Raw genomic sequence first — 18,881 nt, 5'->3', positions numbered from 1 at the left:
GATGAAGATTTTATTAAGCAATGATGATGGTGTATACGCGCAAGGTTTAAATACCCTAGCACGCGCGCTGGCGGATCTCGCCGAGATCGTGATTGTCGCGCCGGATCGTAATCGGTCAGGAGCCTCCAATTCGCTGACATTAGAGCAGCCGCTTCGTGTGGATCTCATTGCATCCAATACCTATTCAGTGCAAGGCACACCAACCGATTGTGTGCATTTTGCACTCAATGAACTGCTCAAAGATGATCTGCCTGATTTGGTGCTGACAGGCATCAATCATGGTGCGAATTTGGGCGATGACGTGCTCTATTCGGGCACGGTTGCGGCGGCGATGGAAGGGCATTTTCTTGGGGTGCAAGCGATCGCATTTTCATTGGTCGGGACGGCTAATTTTACTACGGCAGCGCAGATAGCGCGCCAGTTGGTCGAACAGCATCTCAATGCCCCGATCCCAACCAATCGATTATTGAATGTGAACGTACCAGATCGTCCATTTGAGGAGTTAGCGGGTATTCAAGTGACGCGTTTAGGTGCTCGCCATCACGCAGAAAGTATGATTAAGCAGAAAGATCCTCGTGGGCATGATATTTATTGGTTAGGTCCTCCGGGTAAAGAGCAAGATGCAGGGCAAGGGACTGATTTCTATGCGATTGAGCATGGCTATGTCTCCTTGACGCCGTTGCAGGTTGATCTCACGGCTCATGAGTCACTGCCAAGTATGGATAACTGGTTGAAGGAAAAAGGGTAATGGCCAATCCACATGCCGACAGATTAATTGAATTTCTGATCGCGAATGGTATCCAAGATCAAACCGTTTTGGATGCCATTCATTGTTTGCCAAGAGAAAGCTTTGTTTCTCAGGCGATGATGCATCAAGCCTATGACAACAATGCCTTGCCGATAGGCCAAGGACAAACGATTTCACAACCTTACATTGTGGCAAAAATGACGCAGCTTTTAGAACTTGAGCCGCAGAGTAAGGTCTTAGAAATTGGCACAGGATCGGGTTATCAAACCGCTGTGCTTGCCCAGTTGGTTGAGCACGTGTATTCGATTGAACGGATCAAGTCATTACAGTGGGACGCGAAGCGTCGTTTAAAGCAACTTGATATTTATAACGTCTCCACTAAGCATGGTGATGGCTGGTTGGGCTGGGATGCTAAAGCTCCTTTTGATGCGATCATTGTTACGGCGGCAGCCGAATTTGTCCCAAATGCGCTGCTTGATCAGCTTACGGAAGGTGGCCGTTTAGTGATTCCTGTCGGCAGTAGTGAGCAACAGTTATTGAAAATAGTTCGCCAAGGCGATGATTTTATTTCTAACACCATTGAGATGGTGCGTTTTGTTCCTTTAGTTGCCGGTGATTTAGCTTAGTGATGATGAGTAACCTAAGAAACAGAGTAATAATGGTGCTAATGAGTAGCGTCCTTATCGGATGTGCTGCTCATACTCCTGCACCCGTTTCTGGGCTCAATAAAGACTATAATGCCATTCCTCGTGGTAGTTATCGCGGCAGTTTTTACGAAGTGCAAAAAGGCGATACGCTCTATTTTATATCTTATGTCACAGATAAAAATGTAAACGACTTGATCCGTTTCAATAATTTAAAAAAACCTTACACCATTCATCCCGGTCAAAAACTCAAATTATGGATCCCCAATTACACGCCTCCTGCTTACGGTGGTAATGGTGTAACAGAAGTCATTGTGGCTGCAACCCCTTCGAGCACAATGGCTGGCTTAGTTTCCCCTCCAATGGTTGTAGACGGAGTGAGTAAAAACTCTAATCAAAATAGTGGATCTAATGCCGCAAGTTCTTCGACCAAAGTCGCAAAAAAAGATCCTCCTAAGGTAGTTGAACAATCGAAATCAAAAGAGTATGTTGATTCAAAAGGTAAGCAAAATGTTAATGCTAATGTAACCTTTGCTAAACCAAAAGATGATAAAGTTTCAAAATGGTTATGGCCGACACAAGGGAGAATAATTAAAAACTTTTCAGCAGGCGATCAAGGAAATAAAGGGATCGATATCGCAGGACAGCGTGGTCAATCCATTTTATCAACTGCTGCAGGAACCGTTGTCTATTCGGGAAATGCATTAAGAGGTTACGGCAATCTTGTGATTGTTAAACATAACGATAACTACCTCAGTGCTTATGCTCATAACGATCGGTTACTGGTAAAAGAAGGACAAAGTGTTAAAGCTGGCCAAAAAATAGCAACCATGGGCAGCTCAGGAACCAGCAGTGTTCGTTTACACTTTGAAATTCGTTATCAAGGTAAGTCGGTGAATCCAAAACGCTACTTACCGTAAACATACTTGAAAGAGTCATGTAGCGACATTAGAAAGTAGTAATGTCTTGCTAGCTCGCCAGGGGGAGGCGCTATGAGTATCAGCAATGCAGTAACGAAAGTCGAAGAGTTTGAAGACCAAGAGATCATGGATTCGATTGAGGTTGATGAAGAACTCACCACCACTAAAAGCCAAAGCGATGACGATGTTCAAATCGAAGATGCCAAAGAAGGATTTGATGCGTCAACAAAAAGCTTAGATGCAACACAGATGTATCTTAGCGAGATTGGTTTTTCTCCATTATTAACAGCTCAAGAAGAAGTACTTTATGCTCGTCGTTCACTGAGAGGCGATGAAGCTGCTCGTAAACGCATGATCGAAAGTAACTTACGTTTGGTCGTTAAAATTTCTCGCCGTTATGGTAATCGTGGCTTAGCTTTACTCGATCTAATTGAAGAGGGTAATTTAGGCTTGATTCGTGCGGTAGAAAAATTTGATCCAGAACGTGGCTTTAGATTCTCAACCTATGCTACTTGGTGGATCCGTCAAACCATTGAACGTGCATTAATGAACCAAACGCGCACTATCCGTTTGCCAATTCACGTCGTTAAAGAGTTGAATATCTACCTTCGCACGGCTCGCGAGCTATCGCAGAAGTTAGATCATGAACCTACCGCAGAAGAAATTGCGTTCCAACTGGATAAGCCAGTAGAAGATGTCAGTAAAATGCTGCGTCTTAACGAGCGTATCAGTTCTGTTGATACACCGATTGGCGGCGATGGTGACAAAGCACTACTCGATATCATCCCAGATGCGAACAACTCTGATCCTGAAATTTCTACGCAAGATGATGATATCCGTGAATCACTACTGAATTGGTTAGATGAACTAAACCCAAAACAAAAAGAGGTACTTGCACGCCGTTTTGGACTATTAGGTTATGAACCGTCCACCTTAGAAGAAGTAGGGCGCGAAATTAACTTAACTCGTGAACGAGTTCGTCAAATTCAAGTGGAAGGTCTACGTCGTTTGAGAGAGATCTTGGTTAAACAAGGCTTGAACATGGAAGCGCTGTTTAATGTTGAATACGACTAAAGGTTGGTTCAACAAGACCTTGATTCATAAAACCATTGATTTATAAAACTATTGCATAAAAGCACAAAAGGCACCGACTTAAAATCGATGCCTTTTTTATTTTTAATATCAGATTGTTACATTAGCTTCTTCAAGCGATAAAGTGCTTCTAACGCTTGGCGAGGCGTTAGATCGTCAGGATCAATAGCTGCTAATGCCTGTTCGACTTCGCTTGGGTCTGGGATCAAACTGAGTTGATTAGCAATATCTACGGTTGAGCTTTTGCTGCCATTGGGCTGCTGTTGGCTCAATAACTCGAGCTGCGACAATTTAGCGCGCGCGTTTTTGATCACTGTTTTAGGCACGCCAGCAAGACCTGCCACTGCTAGGCCGTAAGATTTACTTGCCGCCCCTTCTTGAACCGCATGCATAAAGGCAATGCTATCGCCATGTTCCACGGCATCTAAATGCACGTTGGCTAAGTGAGGTAGCTGGTTTGGCAGCTCGGTCAGTTCAAAATAATGAGTGGCAAATAGCGTTAGCGCGCCAATTTGGCTTGCGAGCCATTGTGCACTTGCCCAAGCCAGTGATAACCCATCATAGGTACTGGTGCCGCGGCCAATTTCATCCATCAATACCAAGCTATTTTGTGTCGCATTATGCAAAATGTTGGCAGTTTCGGTCATTTCAACCATGAAAGTAGAGCGACCAGAGGCGAGATCGTCCGATGCACCAATGCGGGTGAAGATGCGGTCAATCGAACCGATGTGTGCTGCTTCTGCTGGCACATAGCAACCGATATGCGCTAATAAAGTAATTAATGCAGTTTGGCGCATGTAGGTCGATTTACCGCCCATGTTAGGCCCGGTAATGATCAACATTTTTCGTTGCGGATTGAGCTCAATTGGGTTGGCAATGAAGGGTTCATTCATCACTTGCTCGACGACAGGGTGACGGCCAGCTTGGATATGGATCGCTGGCTCTTTACTCAAGGTCGGGCGACAGTAATCTAAGCTTTCAGCGCGCTCGGCAAGGTTTTGCAACACATCGAGCTGCGATAGCGAAGATGCAAGGTTTTGCATCTGCTCTAAATGAGGCAACAATAAGTCAAATAACTCTTCCCAAAGCTGCTTTTCCACTGCCAGTGCTTTTGATTTCGAGTTGAGCACTTTATCTTCATGCGCTTTTAGCTCGGCAATAATATAACGCTCGGCATTTTTCAGCGTTTGGCGGCGCACATAGTGGGGAGGAACAAGGTGACTCTGGCCACGGCTGACTTGAATGTAGAAACCGTGAATCGCGTTGTAGCCGACTTTTAGCGTATCAATGCCGTGACGTTCGCGCTCTTCAGCTTCTAATTTATTCAAGTATTCGGTTGCGCCGTTGGCTAAATCACGCCATTCATCCAGTTCGGCGCTGTAGCCATCGGCAATCACGCCACCATCACGAATCACAACTGGTGGGTTGTCTTTGATTGCTCGCTCAAGCAGTGTGCACAGCTCATCCAATGGCTGTACATGATGAGTTAACTGAACTAAGTGGGGTTGTGATAAGGGTTGCAGTATTTCACTGAGCTGCGGCAATTGCTGCATCGCATGTCGCAGGCGTGCTAAGTCTCTTGGGCGAGCGGAACGCAATGCCAAACGAGCAAGAATACGTTCAATATCGCCAATCTGTTTCAGCACAGGTTGTAATTCACTAAACAGAGCAAGCTGTTTCAACTCGCCGATCGCATCAAGGCGTTGATTCAGCGTATCAATACAGCGCATAGGTTGGTGTAACCAGCGTTTGAGCATGCGGCTGCCCATTGGGGTGGCGCAGTGATCGAGCACTTCCGCTAAGGTGTTATCAAAGCCACCGGACAAGTTCTGCGTGATCTCTAAATTACGGCGCGTGGCGGCATCTAAGATCACCGAGTGATCTTGGCGATCAAACGTCAGTGAACGAATATGAGGCAGTGCAGTGCGCTGCGTATCTTTCACGTATTGAATCAAGCAGCCAGCGGCGCATAAGCCCAGTTTAGCCTGTTCTACGCCAAAACCGACCAAATCACGCGTACCAAATTGTTGGTTCAACTGCTGTTTTGCTGTCTCTAACTCAAATTCCCAAATAGGGCGGCGACGGTTTCCTTTGCGATTGCCCATTAAAGTGACTGGCGTGAAATCTTCAGGGAAGAGCAGTTCGCGCGGTGCGGTGCGTTGCAGTTCGGCGGCCATCGCCTCTTCGGTTTCTGGCTCACTCAGTTGGAAGCGCCCTGAAGTGATGTCTAAGGTTGCGTAGCCAAAGCGACCATCGTGGTGGTAGATGGCAGCAATTAAGTTATCGACTCGCTCAGAGAGCAAGGCTTCATCCGTGACCGTACCGGGCGTGACAATCCGTACCACTTTACGCTCAACGGGGCCTTTGCTGGTGGCAGGATCGCCAATTTGTTCACAAATCGCGACGGATTCGCCCTGTTGTACCAATTTCGCTAAGTAACCTTCCACGGCGTGATAGGGAACGCCCGCCATTGGAATAGGCTCACCCGCAGAAGCACCGCGTTTGGTGAGTGATATTTCCAGCAATTGCGATGCGCGTTTAGCGTCATCGTAAAACAGCTCGTAGAAATCGCCCATCCGATAAAAGAGCAGAATATCGGGGTTTTCGGCTTTCAATTGCAGATATTGCCGCATCATCGGGGTGTGCTGTGGTGAAGACTCGGCGGAAGATGCGCTGGATTTGCTCATGTTATTCGTCACTCGATTATCAATGGCTGACTGTGAAAATGACCACTGTACAGGAATGGCAGCGGCCTTAGCTCTGACATGAGTTAGAAAGAATCGTCAGAACATGCATTTAAATAGTCGGAGAGGATAACAAACTTCGCTATTGCTGAGCAATCAAGGGATGCTGATGTGGAAGCAAAGCCAAGGGCTAAAGAGTGATGAGCGCGTTCAGCACTGATTAGCCCGTTGGGTTGGAGATTTGATCTAAGAAAAAAGACCGGATGAGAGATAACGATCGCCTCGATCGCAAATGATGGCGACAACCACCGCTCCGGGATTTTGTTGCGCGATTTGTAACGCAGCGAAAACGGCGCCTCCGGAGCTGACGCCAGCGCAAATGCCTTCTTGAGTTGCCAAAGCACGAGCCGTATTGATGGCATCTTGCTCTTCGATATCGAGTACCACATCAACACGTGATGATTCAAAAATGCCGGGTAAATAAGCTTGAGGCCAGCGGCGAATGCCCGGAATTGCACTGCCTTCTGCTGGTTGTAAACCGACAATGCTTATCTCTGGATTTTGCGTTTTTAGATAGCGAGAAGTGCCCATGATGGTGCCCGTTGTGCCCATACTTGAGACAAAGTGGGTGATTTCCCCGTGGCTTTGTTGCCAAATTTCTGGGCCAGTTGAATCAAAATGAGCTTGCGGGTTGTCGGGGTTATTGAATTGATCGAGTACTTTTCCTTTGCCTTCACTTTGCATTTTTAATGCTAAATCGCGCGCTCCTTCCATGCCTTGTTCTTTGCTGACTAAAATGAGCTCACAACCATACGCTTTCATCGCGTCTTTACGCTCTTGGGTGGCATTATCTGGCATGATTAAAATCATTTTGTAGCCTTTGATGGCGGCCGCCATTGCCAGCGCAATACCCGTGTTGCCGCTGGTCGCTTCAATGATGGTATCGCCCGGTTGGAGCTCTTGGCGACGCTCTGCTTGCACTATCATATTGAGTGCTGGGCGATCTTTGACTGAACCTGCTGGGTTATTGCCTTCTAGCTTGACCAATACGGTGCTTGAGGTGTGAGCCGCCAGTCGCTGCAAGCGAACTAAAGGCGTTTGCCCGACATATGCTTCAATCGTTGGAAAGTCCGCCATCATGTTGTCCTTAATTTTTTTAGTCGGAAGAGTAAGATGACGTATCCACCTTACCGAACACTACTATAAAGTCGTGCTGGTAATTGGCATACAATTTATTGCTAGAGTTTATTCCAAAAAGTTCTAGTTATCCTCTTTGTTATAATTCATTTTCCTCATACTCTAATTGCCAAGGACGCCATTTTGGCCGTAGTGATTAGGGAGTAGCAATATATGAAGTTCATCAAGTCAGCCTTAGCCAGCTTATTAGCCGTAGGATCGTTGAATGTTTCGGCCGCGGATCAAACCATTCTCAACTCATCGTACGACATCGCTCGCGAGCTGTTTGCTTCTTATAACCCAGTGTTTGAAAAACACTGGCAACAAAAGACAGGCCAAACAGTGGAGATCAAACAGTCGCACGGTGGGTCATCTGCGCAAGCTCGCTCAATTTTGCAGGGGTTAGCCGCCGATGTAGTGACATTCAATCAGGTAACGGATGTTCAGGTGCTGCACGATCGTGGCAAGCTTATCGATGCTAATTGGCAAGAAAAATTGCCCAATGCAAGCTCACCTTACTACTCCACGACCGCATTTTTAGTGCGCAAGGGAAATCCAAAAAATATTCAAGATTGGGGCGATCTCGCTAAAGCTGATGTGGCTTCTGTATTCCCCAATCCTAAAACCTCAGGTAATGCACGTTATACCTATTTGGCCGCGGTCGGTTATGCACAAAAGACTTTTGGCAAAGAAAACCAAGCCGAGCAGGATCAATTCCTCAAACAATTTTTATCTAATGTAGCGGTATTTGATACTGGCGGCCGTGGTGCGACTACTTCGTTTGTTGAACGTGGCATTGGCGATGTGCTGATTACGTTTGAATCTGAAGTGAACAATATTCGTCAGCAGTATGGCGTGGATGAATATCAAGTAGTGGTGCCTAAGACCTCTATCTTGGCCGAGTTTCCCGTGGCCGTGGTGGAAAAAAATGCCAAGCGTAAAGGCACGCTTGAGGTAGCCAACGAATATCTCGCTTATCTGTACAGTGAAGAAGCGCAACGTTTGCTGGCTGGGTTTAATTACCGCGTTCATGATGAAAAAGTGAACGCAGAATTTGCTGATCGCTTCCCTGAAGTTGAATTGCTAACAGTTGAGAGCATTGCTGGCGGGTGGGAAAATGCCATGAAACTTCATTTTGCCAATGGCGCGAAGCTTGACCAACTTCAACGTCGTTAATTCGTCATCGCCACCTGCGCTGAGTGTGGGTGGTTTTCTTACGCATCCGTTTTGTTTCGAGGGTTTATGAGCCATTCCTTCACCGCTTCTTTATCTCGCCCACGCCATAAAAGGGTGCTACCCGGATTTGGTATTAGCCTCGGTACTTCGCTGTTTTTTGTCAGCTTAGTGCTGCTATTGCCCGCCAGTGGTTTGATTATGCAGACGAGCCAAATGTCGCTCACCGAGTATTGGCAGGTGGTGGCGGACCCTCGTGTACTGGCCAGTTACAAAGTAACGGTGGGCGCGGCACTCATCGCCTCATTGTTTAATGGCTTGCTAGGATTATTGCTCGCTTGGGTGCTGGTTCGTTATGATTTTTATGGCAAACGTATTCTTGATGCTTTAGTCGATTTACCGTTTGCTTTGCCTACCGCCGTTGCAGGCATCACGTTGGCGACGCTTTACTCATCCAATGGCTGGGTGGGCAGCGTACTTGGCGAGCTTGGAATTAAAGTGGCTTATACCCCCTTGGGGATTGTTGTCGCGATGGCGTTTACCAGTATTCCGTTTGTGGTGCGCACGGTACAACCCGTCTTGGAGGAGATCTCCAAAGAAGAGGAAGAAGCGGGAATGACGTTAGGCGCATCAGACAGCGCCGTATTTTGGAAAGTGATCATGCCTTCGATTCGTCCAGCACTATTGGTTGGTATTGCACTCTCATTTACGCGTAGCTTGGGCGAGTTTGGTGCAGTGATTTTCATTGCGGGCAATATGCCTTACGTCAGTGAAATTACCTCATTAATGATTTTTGTACGCTTACAAGAATTTGATTTTCCGGCGGCGAGTGCCATTGCCTCGGTAGTATTGATGGCATCGTTATCGCTGCTACTACTGATTAATCTATGGCAGGGCGCATACCTGCGTCGAATTCATGGACGTTAAGGAACCGATGATGAAAGCACATCAACCGTTACGAGTCGGTGAAGCACTTTGGGTGAAGTGGAGTTTGATTGGCTTTGCGCTGTTTTGGGTTGCATTGTTGCTGATTATCCCGCTAGTGAGCATTTTCAAACAAGCCTTTGCCAGTGGTTTATCGACTTATATTAGTCATTTAATTGAACCCGATACGCGTCATGCCATTGGTTTAACACTGCTAGTTGCGCTACTCACGGTGCCAATTAACTTAGTGTTCGGCGTGTTATTAGCTTGGGCAGTGACTCGTTTTGAATTTCCGGGTAGAAAAATATTAACCACTTTAATTGATATTCCGTTTGCCGTATCACCGGTTGTTGCAGGCCTTCTGTATTTACTGCTTTACGGCAGCAGTGGTTGGTTGGGCGAGTGGTTGTTTGAGCGCGATCTGCAAGTGATGTTTGCTTGGCCGGGAATTTTATTGGTCACGGTTTTTGTGACTTGCCCGTTTGTTGCGCGTGAGCTGATCCCGCTGATGCAGCAGCAAGGCCGATCAGATGAAGAAGCGGCGGTTATTTTGGGTGCATCTTGGTGGCAACTGTTTCGTCGCGTCACCTTACCGAATATTAAATGGGCACTGATTTACGGTGTCATCCTAACCAATGCACGTGCCATTGGTGAATTTGGCGCAGTAGCGGTTGTGTCGGGCAATATTCGTGGTGAAACCAATACCTTACCGCTACATGTGCAGCTACTGTATGAAGATTATCAATCGGAAGCGGCGTTTGCTAGCGCCTCGCTATTGGCTTTCATTGCATTATTAACCTTAGTTTTTAAAGCTTATGTTGAATGGCGTCAACACAACAATCAGACAAAAACGAACAGAGAGCAAGAGACGGTATGAGTATACGTTTAGACAACATTTCCAAACAATTTGGTCAATTTCAAGCGCTCTCTCCGCTCTCGTTACAGATTGATGATGGCGAGATGATTGGCTTACTTGGTCCTTCCGGCTCAGGCAAAACCACTTTGTTGCGCATTATTGCCGGCCTTGAAGGTGCTGATAGCGGAACCATTCATTTTAGAGATCGCGATGTGACTCATGTCCACGTCCGCGAGCGCCGAGTTGGCTTTGTGTTCCAAAACTACGCACTTTTTCGTCATATGACGGTGGCCGACAATGTCGCGTTTGGTTTGCAAGTGATGGATCGCCGTCATAGACCAGCGGCGGCGGAGATCACCAAAAGAGTCAAACAGCTATTGGATATTGTACAACTTGGCCATTTAGCTGAGCGCTATCCTGAACAACTGTCCGGCGGGCAAAAGCAGCGCATCGCCTTGGCTCGCGCTCTTGCAACAAAGCCGGAAGTGCTACTGCTGGATGAGCCTTTTGGCGCACTGGATGCCAAAGTGCGTAAAGAATTGCGCCGCTGGTTGCGCAGCTTGCACGAAGAGCTCGGTTTTACGAGCGTATTTGTCACCCACGATCAAGATGAAGCACTTGAACTCTCTGATCGCGTGGTCGTGATGAGCAATGGCCGCATCGAACAGATCGACTCGCCAGTGCAGCTTTATGCTCAACCGAACAGTCGCTTCGTCTTTGACTTTTTTGGCAATGTGAATGTATTCCAAGCCAACTGGAATAACGAGCAGTGGGTCAATGGCCAATCGTTTATCTTACCGCCGAAAGATCACGCGATTAATCAATCAGGAAAGTTGTATGTGCGCAGTCATGAGTTGAGCCTATCGAACAAACAAAATAGCCAAGCTTCATTGCCTTTTGAAGTGGTCTCTGTCAATCCTGTTGGCGCGGAAGTGCGAGTGGAACTCGCGCCAGTCGGCTGGGAGAGTGAGCAATTATGGGAAGCAAAATTAACCCATAGAGCATTGAGTGAACAACCACTCACACGAGGCGACAAAACCTTTGCTACACCACAAGTGGGCTACTTTTTTGGTGGGGAGAGCAGCACTCCGCACACCATTCGTTGGCCATTCTTAGACGCAGATAGTTTAATGTTTGAGATCTAAATACAACGGACGAACGATTCAGAATGGGCACGCTTGCGTGCCCATTCTGTTTTCTGATGATTCAATCTGCTATAAAGGTTCAAGCGAAAATAACGTGGCTTTGGAGAGGGCGTAATGAAAGCGATTTTTGCATTAAGTGAACAATTAGGTCAGCAATTGTTAGCACAAAAAGAGATCCTCACCAGTGCTGAATCATGCACTGGCGGTGGTGTGGCATTTGCACTTACCGAGGTTGCAGGAAGTTCGGCTTGGTTTGAACGATCGTTTGTGACCTACAGTAATCTTGCTAAACAAGAGATGCTCGGTGTCAAAGCACAGACACTGGTGGATTTTGGCGCGGTTTCAGAACCCGTTGTGCGCGAAATGGTACAAGGAGCACTTTTGCATTCCCAAGCCACGATTGGTGTAGCGATCAGTGGTATTGCTGGTCCTGACGGCGGTAGCGCAGAAAAACCAGTGGGAACCGTATGCTTTGCATGGGCTTCTAAGCAGGGCTGGGAACGTGCTGAGACGCTTTGTTTTAAAGGCGATCGCGCACAGGTGCGCAAGCAGGCGATTACTCATGCATTACAAGTGGTGAGTCACTTTTTATCGCAGCCAAATTGAACCTAGTCGAAATTTTTTCGACACAGCTATAGACACTGTATGAATCAACAGTATAATTAACCCCAATTGGCGACTAAAGAGTCGATAAAAAATTTAACGAGCCGCTACCCACAGCGACAGTTTGGAGAAAGTAATGGACGAAAATAAGCAGAAGGCGCTAGCCGCAGCACTGGGTCAAATTGAAAAGCAATTTGGTAAAGGTTCGATCATGCGCCTTGGTGACAACCGTACAATGGATGTTGAAACCATTTCTACCGGTTCACTTTCTTTGGATATTGCATTGGGTGCTGGCGGTTTACCAATGGGACGTATCGTTGAAGTTTACGGCCCTGAATCATCAGGAAAAACAACCTTAACGCTGGAATTGATCGCAGCAGCACAACGAGTGGGTAAAACCTGTGCTTTTATCGATGCAGAACATGCCCTTGACCCAATTTATGCTAAAAAACTGGGTGTCAACATTGATGAGCTGTTGGTTTCACAACCTGATACGGGTGAACAAGCGCTTGAAATTTGTGATGCCTTGGCTCGTTCTGGTGCCATTGATGTTATCGTGATTGACTCCGTGGCTGCACTGACACCAAAAGCTGAAATTGAAGGTGAAATGGGCGATAGCCACATGGGCCTCCAAGCACGTATGCTTTCTCAAGCGATGCGTAAGTTAACGGGTAACTTAAAACAGTCCAACTGCATGTGCATCTTCATTAACCAGATCCGTATGAAAATTGGTGTGATGTTTGGTAACCCTGAAACCACAACAGGTGGTAATGCCCTTAAATTCTACGCTTCAGTTCGTTTAGATATTCGTCGTACAGGCTCTATCAAAGAGGGTGACGAAGTCGTGGGTAACGAAACGCGTATTAAAGTGGTGAAGAACAAAATCGCGGCTCCCTTTAAACAAGCGGATACTCAAATTCTTTACGGACAAGGGTTTAACCGTGAAGGTGAATTGGTTGATCTTGGCGTGAAACATAAATTGGTTGAGAAAGCGGGCGCTTGGTATAGCTATAACGGTGATAAAATTGGTCAAGGTAAAGCAAACGCCTGTAAATTCTTGAGAGAGAATCCAGCTGCAGCTATGGCTCTTGATACTAAGTTACGTGAAATGCTGCTCAATCCAGCCGAGTTAATTGTTGAAGAACCTATTTTGAGCGAAATGCCTCAAGAAGAAGAGTTGTAATCTTCTCCACGTTTATATTTCAACAAAGCCCTGCAATGCAGGGCTTTGTTTTATCCATGACCAATAGGGACAGTATGTATTCCTCTAAATTCAAATCGACGTTATCGTGCAAAGAGTGCGCATTGCAATTACTGAGCCGACGAGATCATAGCGAGCATGAGCTACAGCAAAAGCTCATTAGTAAAGGGTATGATACGGAAATTATCGTTCAAACAATGAGTTACTGCCTTGAGAACCATTATTTGGATGAACTGCGCTATGCCGCAAGTCAAATAAGACAACATGTCACTAAAGGTCATGGTGAGCGGCGCATTCGACAAGAGCTGAGCCAAAAAAGAGTCAGTAGCGATGATATTGAAACCGCTTTATATCAAGAGCCTCAAGATTGGTTTGAATTGGCAAAAGCGGTGGCTGAAAAAAAATTCAGAGAACCTGCGGAAAAAGGTTCAAAAGAACATGCCAAACAAGTGCGTTTTTTGCAGTATCGAGGTTTTAGCTTCGAGCAAATTAGCTACGCTTTATCATCATCGGAAGCTTAACTCTTCGTCTGATCCGCAATTTATTTCCTGCCATGCCTTTTCTATAAGAAAACTAGTCGAACTCTTGTCCATGCTTTACAATAACGCAAAATTCTAACTTGAGTATTTCAGGAAGAGCTGCATGTTTATGAGCACTGATGAGGTTCGCCGCGCGTTCCTCTCGTTCTTTGAAAGTAAAGGACACCAAATTGTTGATAGTTCATCATTAGTCCCCGCTAATGACCCAACCCTGTTGTTCACAAATGCAGGAATGAACCAATTTAAAGATTGTTTTCTTGGTTTAGAAAAGCGTGCTTATACACGTGCAACAACGGCGCAACGTTGTGTGCGAGCTGGTGGTAAGCATAACGATCTGGAAAACGTTGGTTTTACCGCTCGTCACCATACCTTTTTTGAAATGTTGGGTAACTTCAGCTTTGGTGATTATTTCAAAGAAGACGCTATTGCATACGCGTGGGAGTTTCTTACTGTAACACTCAAGTTGCCCGCTGATCGTCTACTGGTTACCGTGTATGAAACTGATGATGAAGCATTTGATATCTGGAATAAAAAAGTAGGCATTCCGGCTGAGCGCATTATTCGCATTGGCGATAAACCGGGTGGTAAAGCTTATGAGTCAGACAACTTCTGGCAAATGGGTGATACGGGTCCGTGTGGTCCTTGTACTGAAATTTTCTATGATCATGGCGATCATATCTGGGGTGGTCCTCCAGGTTCGGCAGAGGAAGATGGCGATCGTTTCATTGAAATTTGGAACAACGTCTTCATGCAGTTTAACCGTCATGCCGATGGCACGATGGAGCCACTTCCAAAGCCTTCCGTTGATACTGGTATGGGTATTGAACGTATTTCTGCGATCATGCAGGGTGTTCACTCAAACTATGAAATTGATGTGTTTCAAGCCTTGATTAAAGCCGCCGCTGATGTAACGGGTTATGACGATCTTTCCAATCAATCGCTACGCGTTGTTGCTGATCACATCCGTTCTTGTGCTTTCTTGATTGTGGATGGTGTGATGCCATCGAATGAAGGCCGTGGCTATGTACTGCGTCGGATTATTCGTCGAGCGGTGCGTCATGGTAATAAATTGGGCGCACAAGGTGCCTTTTTCCACAAATTGGTTGGCCCATTAGCACAAGTGATGGGAACGGCTGGTGAAGAACTGAAAAAGCAGCAAGCGCTTGTAGAAAAAGTGCTGCGCATTGAAGAAGAGAACTTCGGTCGCACTCTTGAACGCGGTATGGCGATCCTCAATGATGCACTCGATAATTTAGAGGGTAGCGTACTGGATGGTGAAACTGTCTTTAAACTTTACGATACCTACGGTTTTCCGGCTGATTTAACTAATGATGTTGCACGTGAACGTGAGCTGACCATTGACGAACAAGGTTTCGAAAAAGCGATGGAAGAGCAGCGTCAACGAGCGCGTGAAGCGGGCCAATTTGGCACTGACTACAATGCAATCATTAAAGTTGATACCAATACCGCTTTCTGTGGCTACAGCGCGACACAAGGCGAGAGCCTCATTGCCGCTATGTTTGTTGACGGCAATGAAGTTGACACTCTATCTGCGGGTGATAAAGCGATTTTGATCTTGGGTGAAACACCTTTCTACGCTGAATCCGGTGGTCAATGTGGTGATGCGGGTGTTATTCAAACGGCCACGGGCTTGTTTAAAGTTGAAGATACACAAAAACTCGGCAACGCCATTGCTCATCACGGTGAACTCATCGAGGGAGTACTCGCCAAAGGCGATGAAGCGAAAGCCATTGTTGATGCTAAGCGCCGCGCTGCAATTTCACTGAACCACTCTGCCACACATTTGTTGCATGCTGCACTTCGCCAAGTATTAGGTTCGCACGTGGCGCAAAAAGGCTCATTGGTAAAAGCGGAAAGCTTGCGTTTTGACTTCTCTCATTTAGAAGCAATGACGCCCGTAGAGCTAAAAGAAGTGGAACGCCTAGTGAACGCGCAAATTCGCCGTAACCACACGATTGAAACCAATATCATGGACATCGAATCGGCAAAAGCCAAAGGTGCTATGGCACTGTTTGGTGAAAAATACGACGATGAAGTTCGTGTATTGTCGATGGGGGATTTCTCAACCGAACTGTGTGGTGGTATTCACGCAAGTAACACCGGTGACATCGGCCTATTCAAAATAGTTTCTGAAGGCGGTATTGCCGCTGGCATTCGTCGTATTGAAGCGGTGACGGGTGAAGGCGCGCTGGATCTATTGGATCAACAGCAGGCTCAATATGAAGTCAAAGTGGCTGAAATGGCGGCTAAAGCGAAATCTTTGGAAAAAGAGTTGCAGCAGTTAAAAGATAAACTTGCAGCGAAAGAAAGTGCCAATCTGATCAGCAATGTAAAAGAAATTGCGGGTGTGAAAGTGCTAGTTGCTCAACTTAATGGCGCTGATAACAAAGCGCTGCGTGGTATGGTTGATGAGCTAAAAAATCAGTTAGGCAGTGGCATTATCATGCTGGGTAATGTGGCTGATGATAAAGTGGGTTTGATTGCGGGTGTGACCAAAGATCTTACCGCCAAAGTTAAAGCAGGGGAGCTGGTCAATATGGTTGCCTTGCAAGTGGGTGGCAAAGGTGGCGGCCGTCCGGATATGGCTCAAGCGGGAGGTACGGATGTTAATGCCTTGCCTAGCGCTTTAGCTTCCGTAGATGCTTGGATTGCTGAGCATCTATAAACCGTTGTAATAAGTCACGCTCAATCACTGTTTTTTGATTGGGCGTAATTTTATTTACCAAACCAAGTGGTCTAATTGGCGCAATAGGATACGAGCCAGTTATCTGCTTGGTTTTGTTTTTGTAACTACTGAATCGATACTCAACATAGTGCTCTGCTTTCGATTTGGTCCTAATGAGACTTTGGTCTTGGGAAGGTGAAGATAGGTGAAAAAGCCCCTTATCGTGCAAAAGTTTGGCGGAACCTCGGTGGGTTCAATAGAACGAATCCATACCGTCGCTGAACACATCATTAAGGCGAAGAATGATGGTAATCAAGTGGTTGTAGTTGTTTCTGCAATGTCAGGAGAAACCAATCGACTGTTGGGCTTAGCACAACAAATCGATAGTGTACCAACTGCAAGGGAACTTGATGTTTTGCTCTCTGCTGGTGAGCAAGTGTCTATGGCGCTATTAGCGATGACACTCAATAAATTAGGCTATTCAGCTCGCTCACTAACCGGAGCTCAAGCGAACATTGTGACCGATAATCAACACAATGACGCGACGATTAAAATGATTGATACTCGAACGATTACCGAGTTGCTGGCACAAGATCATATTGTGGTGGTAGCGGGTTTTCAGGGTGTGAATGAGAATGGGGATATCACCACTTTAGGACGTGGAGGTTCTGACACTAGTGCTGTGACGCTAGCGGGAGCTCTTAAAGCCGATGAGTGTCAAATATTCACTGATGTGGATGGCGTTTACACATGTGATCCACGTGTGGTTGCAACGGCTCAAAAATTAGAGATCGTTGATTTCCCGTCAATGGAAGAAATGGCCCGTAAAGGCGCTAAAGTTCTGCATTTACCTTGTGTGCAATATGCGTGGGAAAATGAAGTTCCTTTACGCGTATTGTCTACTTTTGATGTAAACGCAGGCAGTCTAATCAAAGGTGAGCAGTGTCATAAAGCAGTATGTGGCATTGCGATTCAACGCGACATGGCGCTTATTACTGTGCAACATGATCATTTCCCGAGTTTAGCCAAGCAGTGCCAAATGCTCGGTGTGGAAGTGTGGAGTGTGATCGAAGAGGCAGAATGGACAGGTGTCATTATAAAACGAGACGCTTGTGCTAAATTAGCTCTGGTTTTCAATGACAAAATCCGTAATAGTGAACCCGTTAGTTTATTGACCACGGTAGGTTTACTAGCTCAGGAATTAGTTGAACGCTCATGTGAATTACTTGCAGAACAAGGGATCGAAGTGAGTTCCCTTTCGGTTGATAAACAATCGTTAATGCTAGTTATGCAGCCACAACATGTTGATAAGGCAGCCAATATTTTACATGAGGCCTATATAACGTCAGATGAGCTATTAGCTTTTCACCTAAAACATGTCTCTTTAGGGTGAGAGCGCACTAATAGATAGTTTACGAAAATATAACTTTTAGTGGATAATAGCGCAGTTGCAATATAATACAGAGATTACTCAAGGAGCAAAGAATGCTAATTTTGACTCGCCGTGTTGGCGAAACACTAATGATCGGTGATGAAGTGACAGTAACAGTTCTTGGTGTAAAAGGTAACCAAGTGCGTATCGGTGTGAATGCACCGAAAGAGGTTTCTGTCCACCGTGAAGAAATCTACATGCGCATTCAAGCTGAAAAAGGTAATGGTAGTGTTGCACCTAGCAACTACTAATTATCACAAGGAAGGCTAGCGAATTTTGCTGGCCTTTTTTATGCTTTGAAGTCACTGATATGACAGAAAAGTTTAATTTCACAGCGCTTTGATTAAATAGCCAACGGTTGATTTGATTTTTGTCGCTTTTACCAAGAAAGTGTTTGACATATTTTTGGTAAAAAGTAATATGTGCCTCCGCAAGACGGTGAGGTGGCCGAGAGGCCGAAGGCGCTCCCCTGCTAAGGGAGTATACGGTTTATAGCCGTATCGAGGGTTCGAATCCCTCCCTCACCGCCATTCTTGCTTATTTGGTTTAGCATCCAAATAAAGAACAATGTGCGTCCTTAGCTCAGCTGGATAGAGTACCTGGCTACGAACCAGGCGGTCGGAGGTTCGAATCCTCCAGGACGCGCCATATTCTTTCGTAAGATTGAATGTGAAAATGCGGTGAGGTGGCCGAGAGGCCGAAGGCGCTCCCCTGCTAAGGGAGTATACGGTTTATAGCCGTATCGAGGGTTCGAATCCCTCCCTCACCGCCATTTATTGACCATGAGTCAATTTTTTTGTTCAGAAATAAAATTTTTGTGATGTAATTCACATCTTGCGCGCTCATAGCTCAGCTGGATAGAGTACCTGGCTACGAACCAGGCGGTCGGAGGTTCGAATCCTCCTGAGCGCGCCACTTATTTAAAGTTAGTGATACTGTCATTAACTCTGCGCGTCCTTAGCTCAGCTGGATAGAGTACCTGGCTACGAACCAGGCGGTCGGAGGTTCGAATCCTCCAGGACGCGCCACTTATTCAAAGGGTCATTGACCCTGATATT

Annotated in this window: 16 protein-coding genes and 5 tRNA genes; 19 read left to right on the top strand and 2 right to left on the bottom strand. The window is 46.2% G+C overall.

Features of this window, described 5'->3' with window-relative positions; all coding sequences use genetic code 11:
- Position 1 precedes the first annotated feature (1 nt).
- The 4 genes from surE to rpoS all read left to right on the top strand — a co-directional run bounded on the left by surE (position 2) and on the right by rpoS (position 3,386).
- A complete protein-coding gene (gene surE, locus AACT23_RS07420) occupies positions 2 to 748 on the top strand; it encodes a 5'/3'-nucleotidase SurE (protein ID WP_094129974.1) in 747 nt (248 codons plus the stop codon).
- The gene (locus AACT23_RS07415) at positions 748 to 1,374 is read left to right on the top strand and encodes a protein-L-isoaspartate(D-aspartate) O-methyltransferase (RefSeq protein ID WP_088728605.1); all 627 of its coding nucleotides are present in this window, start codon (positions 748 to 750) and stop codon (positions 1,372 to 1,374) included. Before surE ends, AACT23_RS07415 begins: the two co-directional genes overlap by 1 nt.
- A 5-nt stretch (positions 1,375 to 1,379) precedes the next feature.
- Complete coding sequence (nlpD, locus tag AACT23_RS07410) at positions 1,380 to 2,312, top strand: murein hydrolase activator NlpD (RefSeq protein ID WP_026028368.1); 933 nt, start codon at positions 1,380 to 1,382, stop codon at positions 2,310 to 2,312.
- A 72-nt stretch (positions 2,313 to 2,384) separates the two neighbouring features.
- On the top strand, positions 2,385 to 3,386 hold the full coding sequence (gene rpoS, locus AACT23_RS07405; protein ID WP_017047531.1) for an RNA polymerase sigma factor RpoS: 1,002 nt from the start codon (positions 2,385 to 2,387) through the stop codon (positions 3,384 to 3,386).
- Between the two features lie 116 nt (positions 3,387 to 3,502).
- Here rpoS and mutS read toward each other — a convergent pair whose 3' ends face one another.
- The gene (gene mutS / locus AACT23_RS07400) at positions 3,503 to 6,091 is read right to left on the bottom strand and encodes a DNA mismatch repair protein MutS (RefSeq protein WP_094129971.1); all 2,589 of its coding nucleotides are present in this window, start codon (positions 6,089 to 6,091) and stop codon (positions 3,503 to 3,505) included.
- Between the two features lie 243 nt (positions 6,092 to 6,334).
- Entirely contained in the window at positions 6,335 to 7,225 is an 891-nt protein-coding gene (cysM, locus tag AACT23_RS07395) for a cysteine synthase CysM (RefSeq protein WP_026027976.1), read from the bottom strand.
- Positions 7,226 to 7,438: 213 nt separating this feature from the next.
- On the opposite strand from cysM, the gene cysP reads away from it, so the two are divergent.
- From cysP to AACT23_RS07320, 15 genes are all read left to right on the top strand, one after another.
- On the top strand, positions 7,439 to 8,440 hold the full coding sequence (cysP, locus tag AACT23_RS07390; protein ID WP_094123535.1) for a thiosulfate ABC transporter substrate-binding protein CysP: 1,002 nt from the start codon (positions 7,439 to 7,441) through the stop codon (positions 8,438 to 8,440).
- A gap of 66 nt (positions 8,441 to 8,506) precedes the next feature.
- Positions 8,507 to 9,364, top strand: a complete 858-nt coding sequence (gene cysT / locus AACT23_RS07385) for a sulfate/thiosulfate ABC transporter permease CysT (protein WP_017046719.1) — start codon at positions 8,507 to 8,509, stop codon at positions 9,362 to 9,364.
- A 10-nt stretch (positions 9,365 to 9,374) separates the two neighbouring features.
- Entirely contained in the window at positions 9,375 to 10,238 is an 864-nt protein-coding gene (gene cysW, locus AACT23_RS07380) for a sulfate ABC transporter permease subunit CysW (protein WP_088728610.1), read from the top strand.
- Positions 10,235 to 11,362, top strand: coding sequence for a sulfate/molybdate ABC transporter ATP-binding protein (locus tag AACT23_RS07375; protein ID WP_017043744.1), 1,128 nt, complete (start codon positions 10,235 to 10,237; stop codon positions 11,360 to 11,362). Before cysW ends, AACT23_RS07375 begins: the two co-directional genes overlap by 4 nt.
- Positions 11,363 to 11,476: 114 nt before the next feature.
- Positions 11,477 to 11,968, top strand: a complete 492-nt coding sequence (gene pncC, locus AACT23_RS07370) for a nicotinamide-nucleotide amidase (protein ID WP_013857707.1) — start codon at positions 11,477 to 11,479, stop codon at positions 11,966 to 11,968.
- Between the two features lie 133 nt (positions 11,969 to 12,101).
- Complete coding sequence (gene recA / locus AACT23_RS07365; protein ID WP_010320444.1) at positions 12,102 to 13,148, top strand: recombinase RecA; 1,047 nt, start codon at positions 12,102 to 12,104, stop codon at positions 13,146 to 13,148.
- Positions 13,149 to 13,183: 35 nt separating this feature from the next.
- Positions 13,184 to 13,687 carry a recombination regulator RecX gene (gene recX / locus AACT23_RS07360; protein ID WP_017048942.1) on the top strand — a complete coding sequence of 168 codons (504 nt, stop codon included), beginning with the start codon at positions 13,184 to 13,186 and terminating at the stop codon, positions 13,685 to 13,687.
- A 121-nt stretch (positions 13,688 to 13,808) separates the two neighbouring features.
- Positions 13,809 to 16,391, top strand: a complete 2,583-nt coding sequence (gene alaS / locus AACT23_RS07355; protein ID WP_094129968.1) for an alanine--tRNA ligase — start codon at positions 13,809 to 13,811, stop codon at positions 16,389 to 16,391.
- Positions 16,392 to 16,596: 205 nt separating this feature from the next.
- Positions 16,597 to 17,784, top strand: a complete 1,188-nt coding sequence (locus AACT23_RS07350) for an aspartate kinase (protein WP_013857703.1) — start codon at positions 16,597 to 16,599, stop codon at positions 17,782 to 17,784.
- 92 nt (positions 17,785 to 17,876) lie between these two features.
- Positions 17,877 to 18,074 (top strand): carbon storage regulator CsrA, encoded by a 198-nt coding sequence (gene csrA / locus AACT23_RS07345; RefSeq protein ID WP_010320440.1) that lies wholly within the window; start codon positions 17,877 to 17,879, stop codon positions 18,072 to 18,074.
- A gap of 186 nt (positions 18,075 to 18,260) precedes the next feature.
- Positions 18,261 to 18,353 (top strand) — tRNA-Ser (locus AACT23_RS07340).
- 41 nt (positions 18,354 to 18,394) lie between these two features.
- A tRNA-Arg gene (locus tag AACT23_RS07335) sits at positions 18,395 to 18,471 on the top strand.
- A gap of 31 nt (positions 18,472 to 18,502) precedes the next feature.
- Positions 18,503 to 18,595, top strand: a tRNA-Ser gene (locus tag AACT23_RS07330).
- 66 nt (positions 18,596 to 18,661) lie between these two features.
- Positions 18,662 to 18,738: transfer RNA gene (locus tag AACT23_RS07325), tRNA-Arg, on the top strand.
- Between the two features lie 36 nt (positions 18,739 to 18,774).
- Positions 18,775 to 18,851: transfer RNA gene (locus tag AACT23_RS07320), tRNA-Arg, on the top strand.
- Positions 18,852 to 18,881 lie beyond the last annotated feature (30 nt).

Origin of the sequence: Vibrio sp. V09_P4A23P171 (genome assembly GCF_963875615.1) — a bacterium.
Taxonomy (GTDB): Bacteria; Pseudomonadota; Gammaproteobacteria; order Enterobacterales; family Vibrionaceae; genus Vibrio; species Vibrio anguillarum.
The sequence above is the reverse complement of the archived record's forward strand: the minus strand, read 5'-3'. Positions and strand labels throughout refer to the sequence as shown.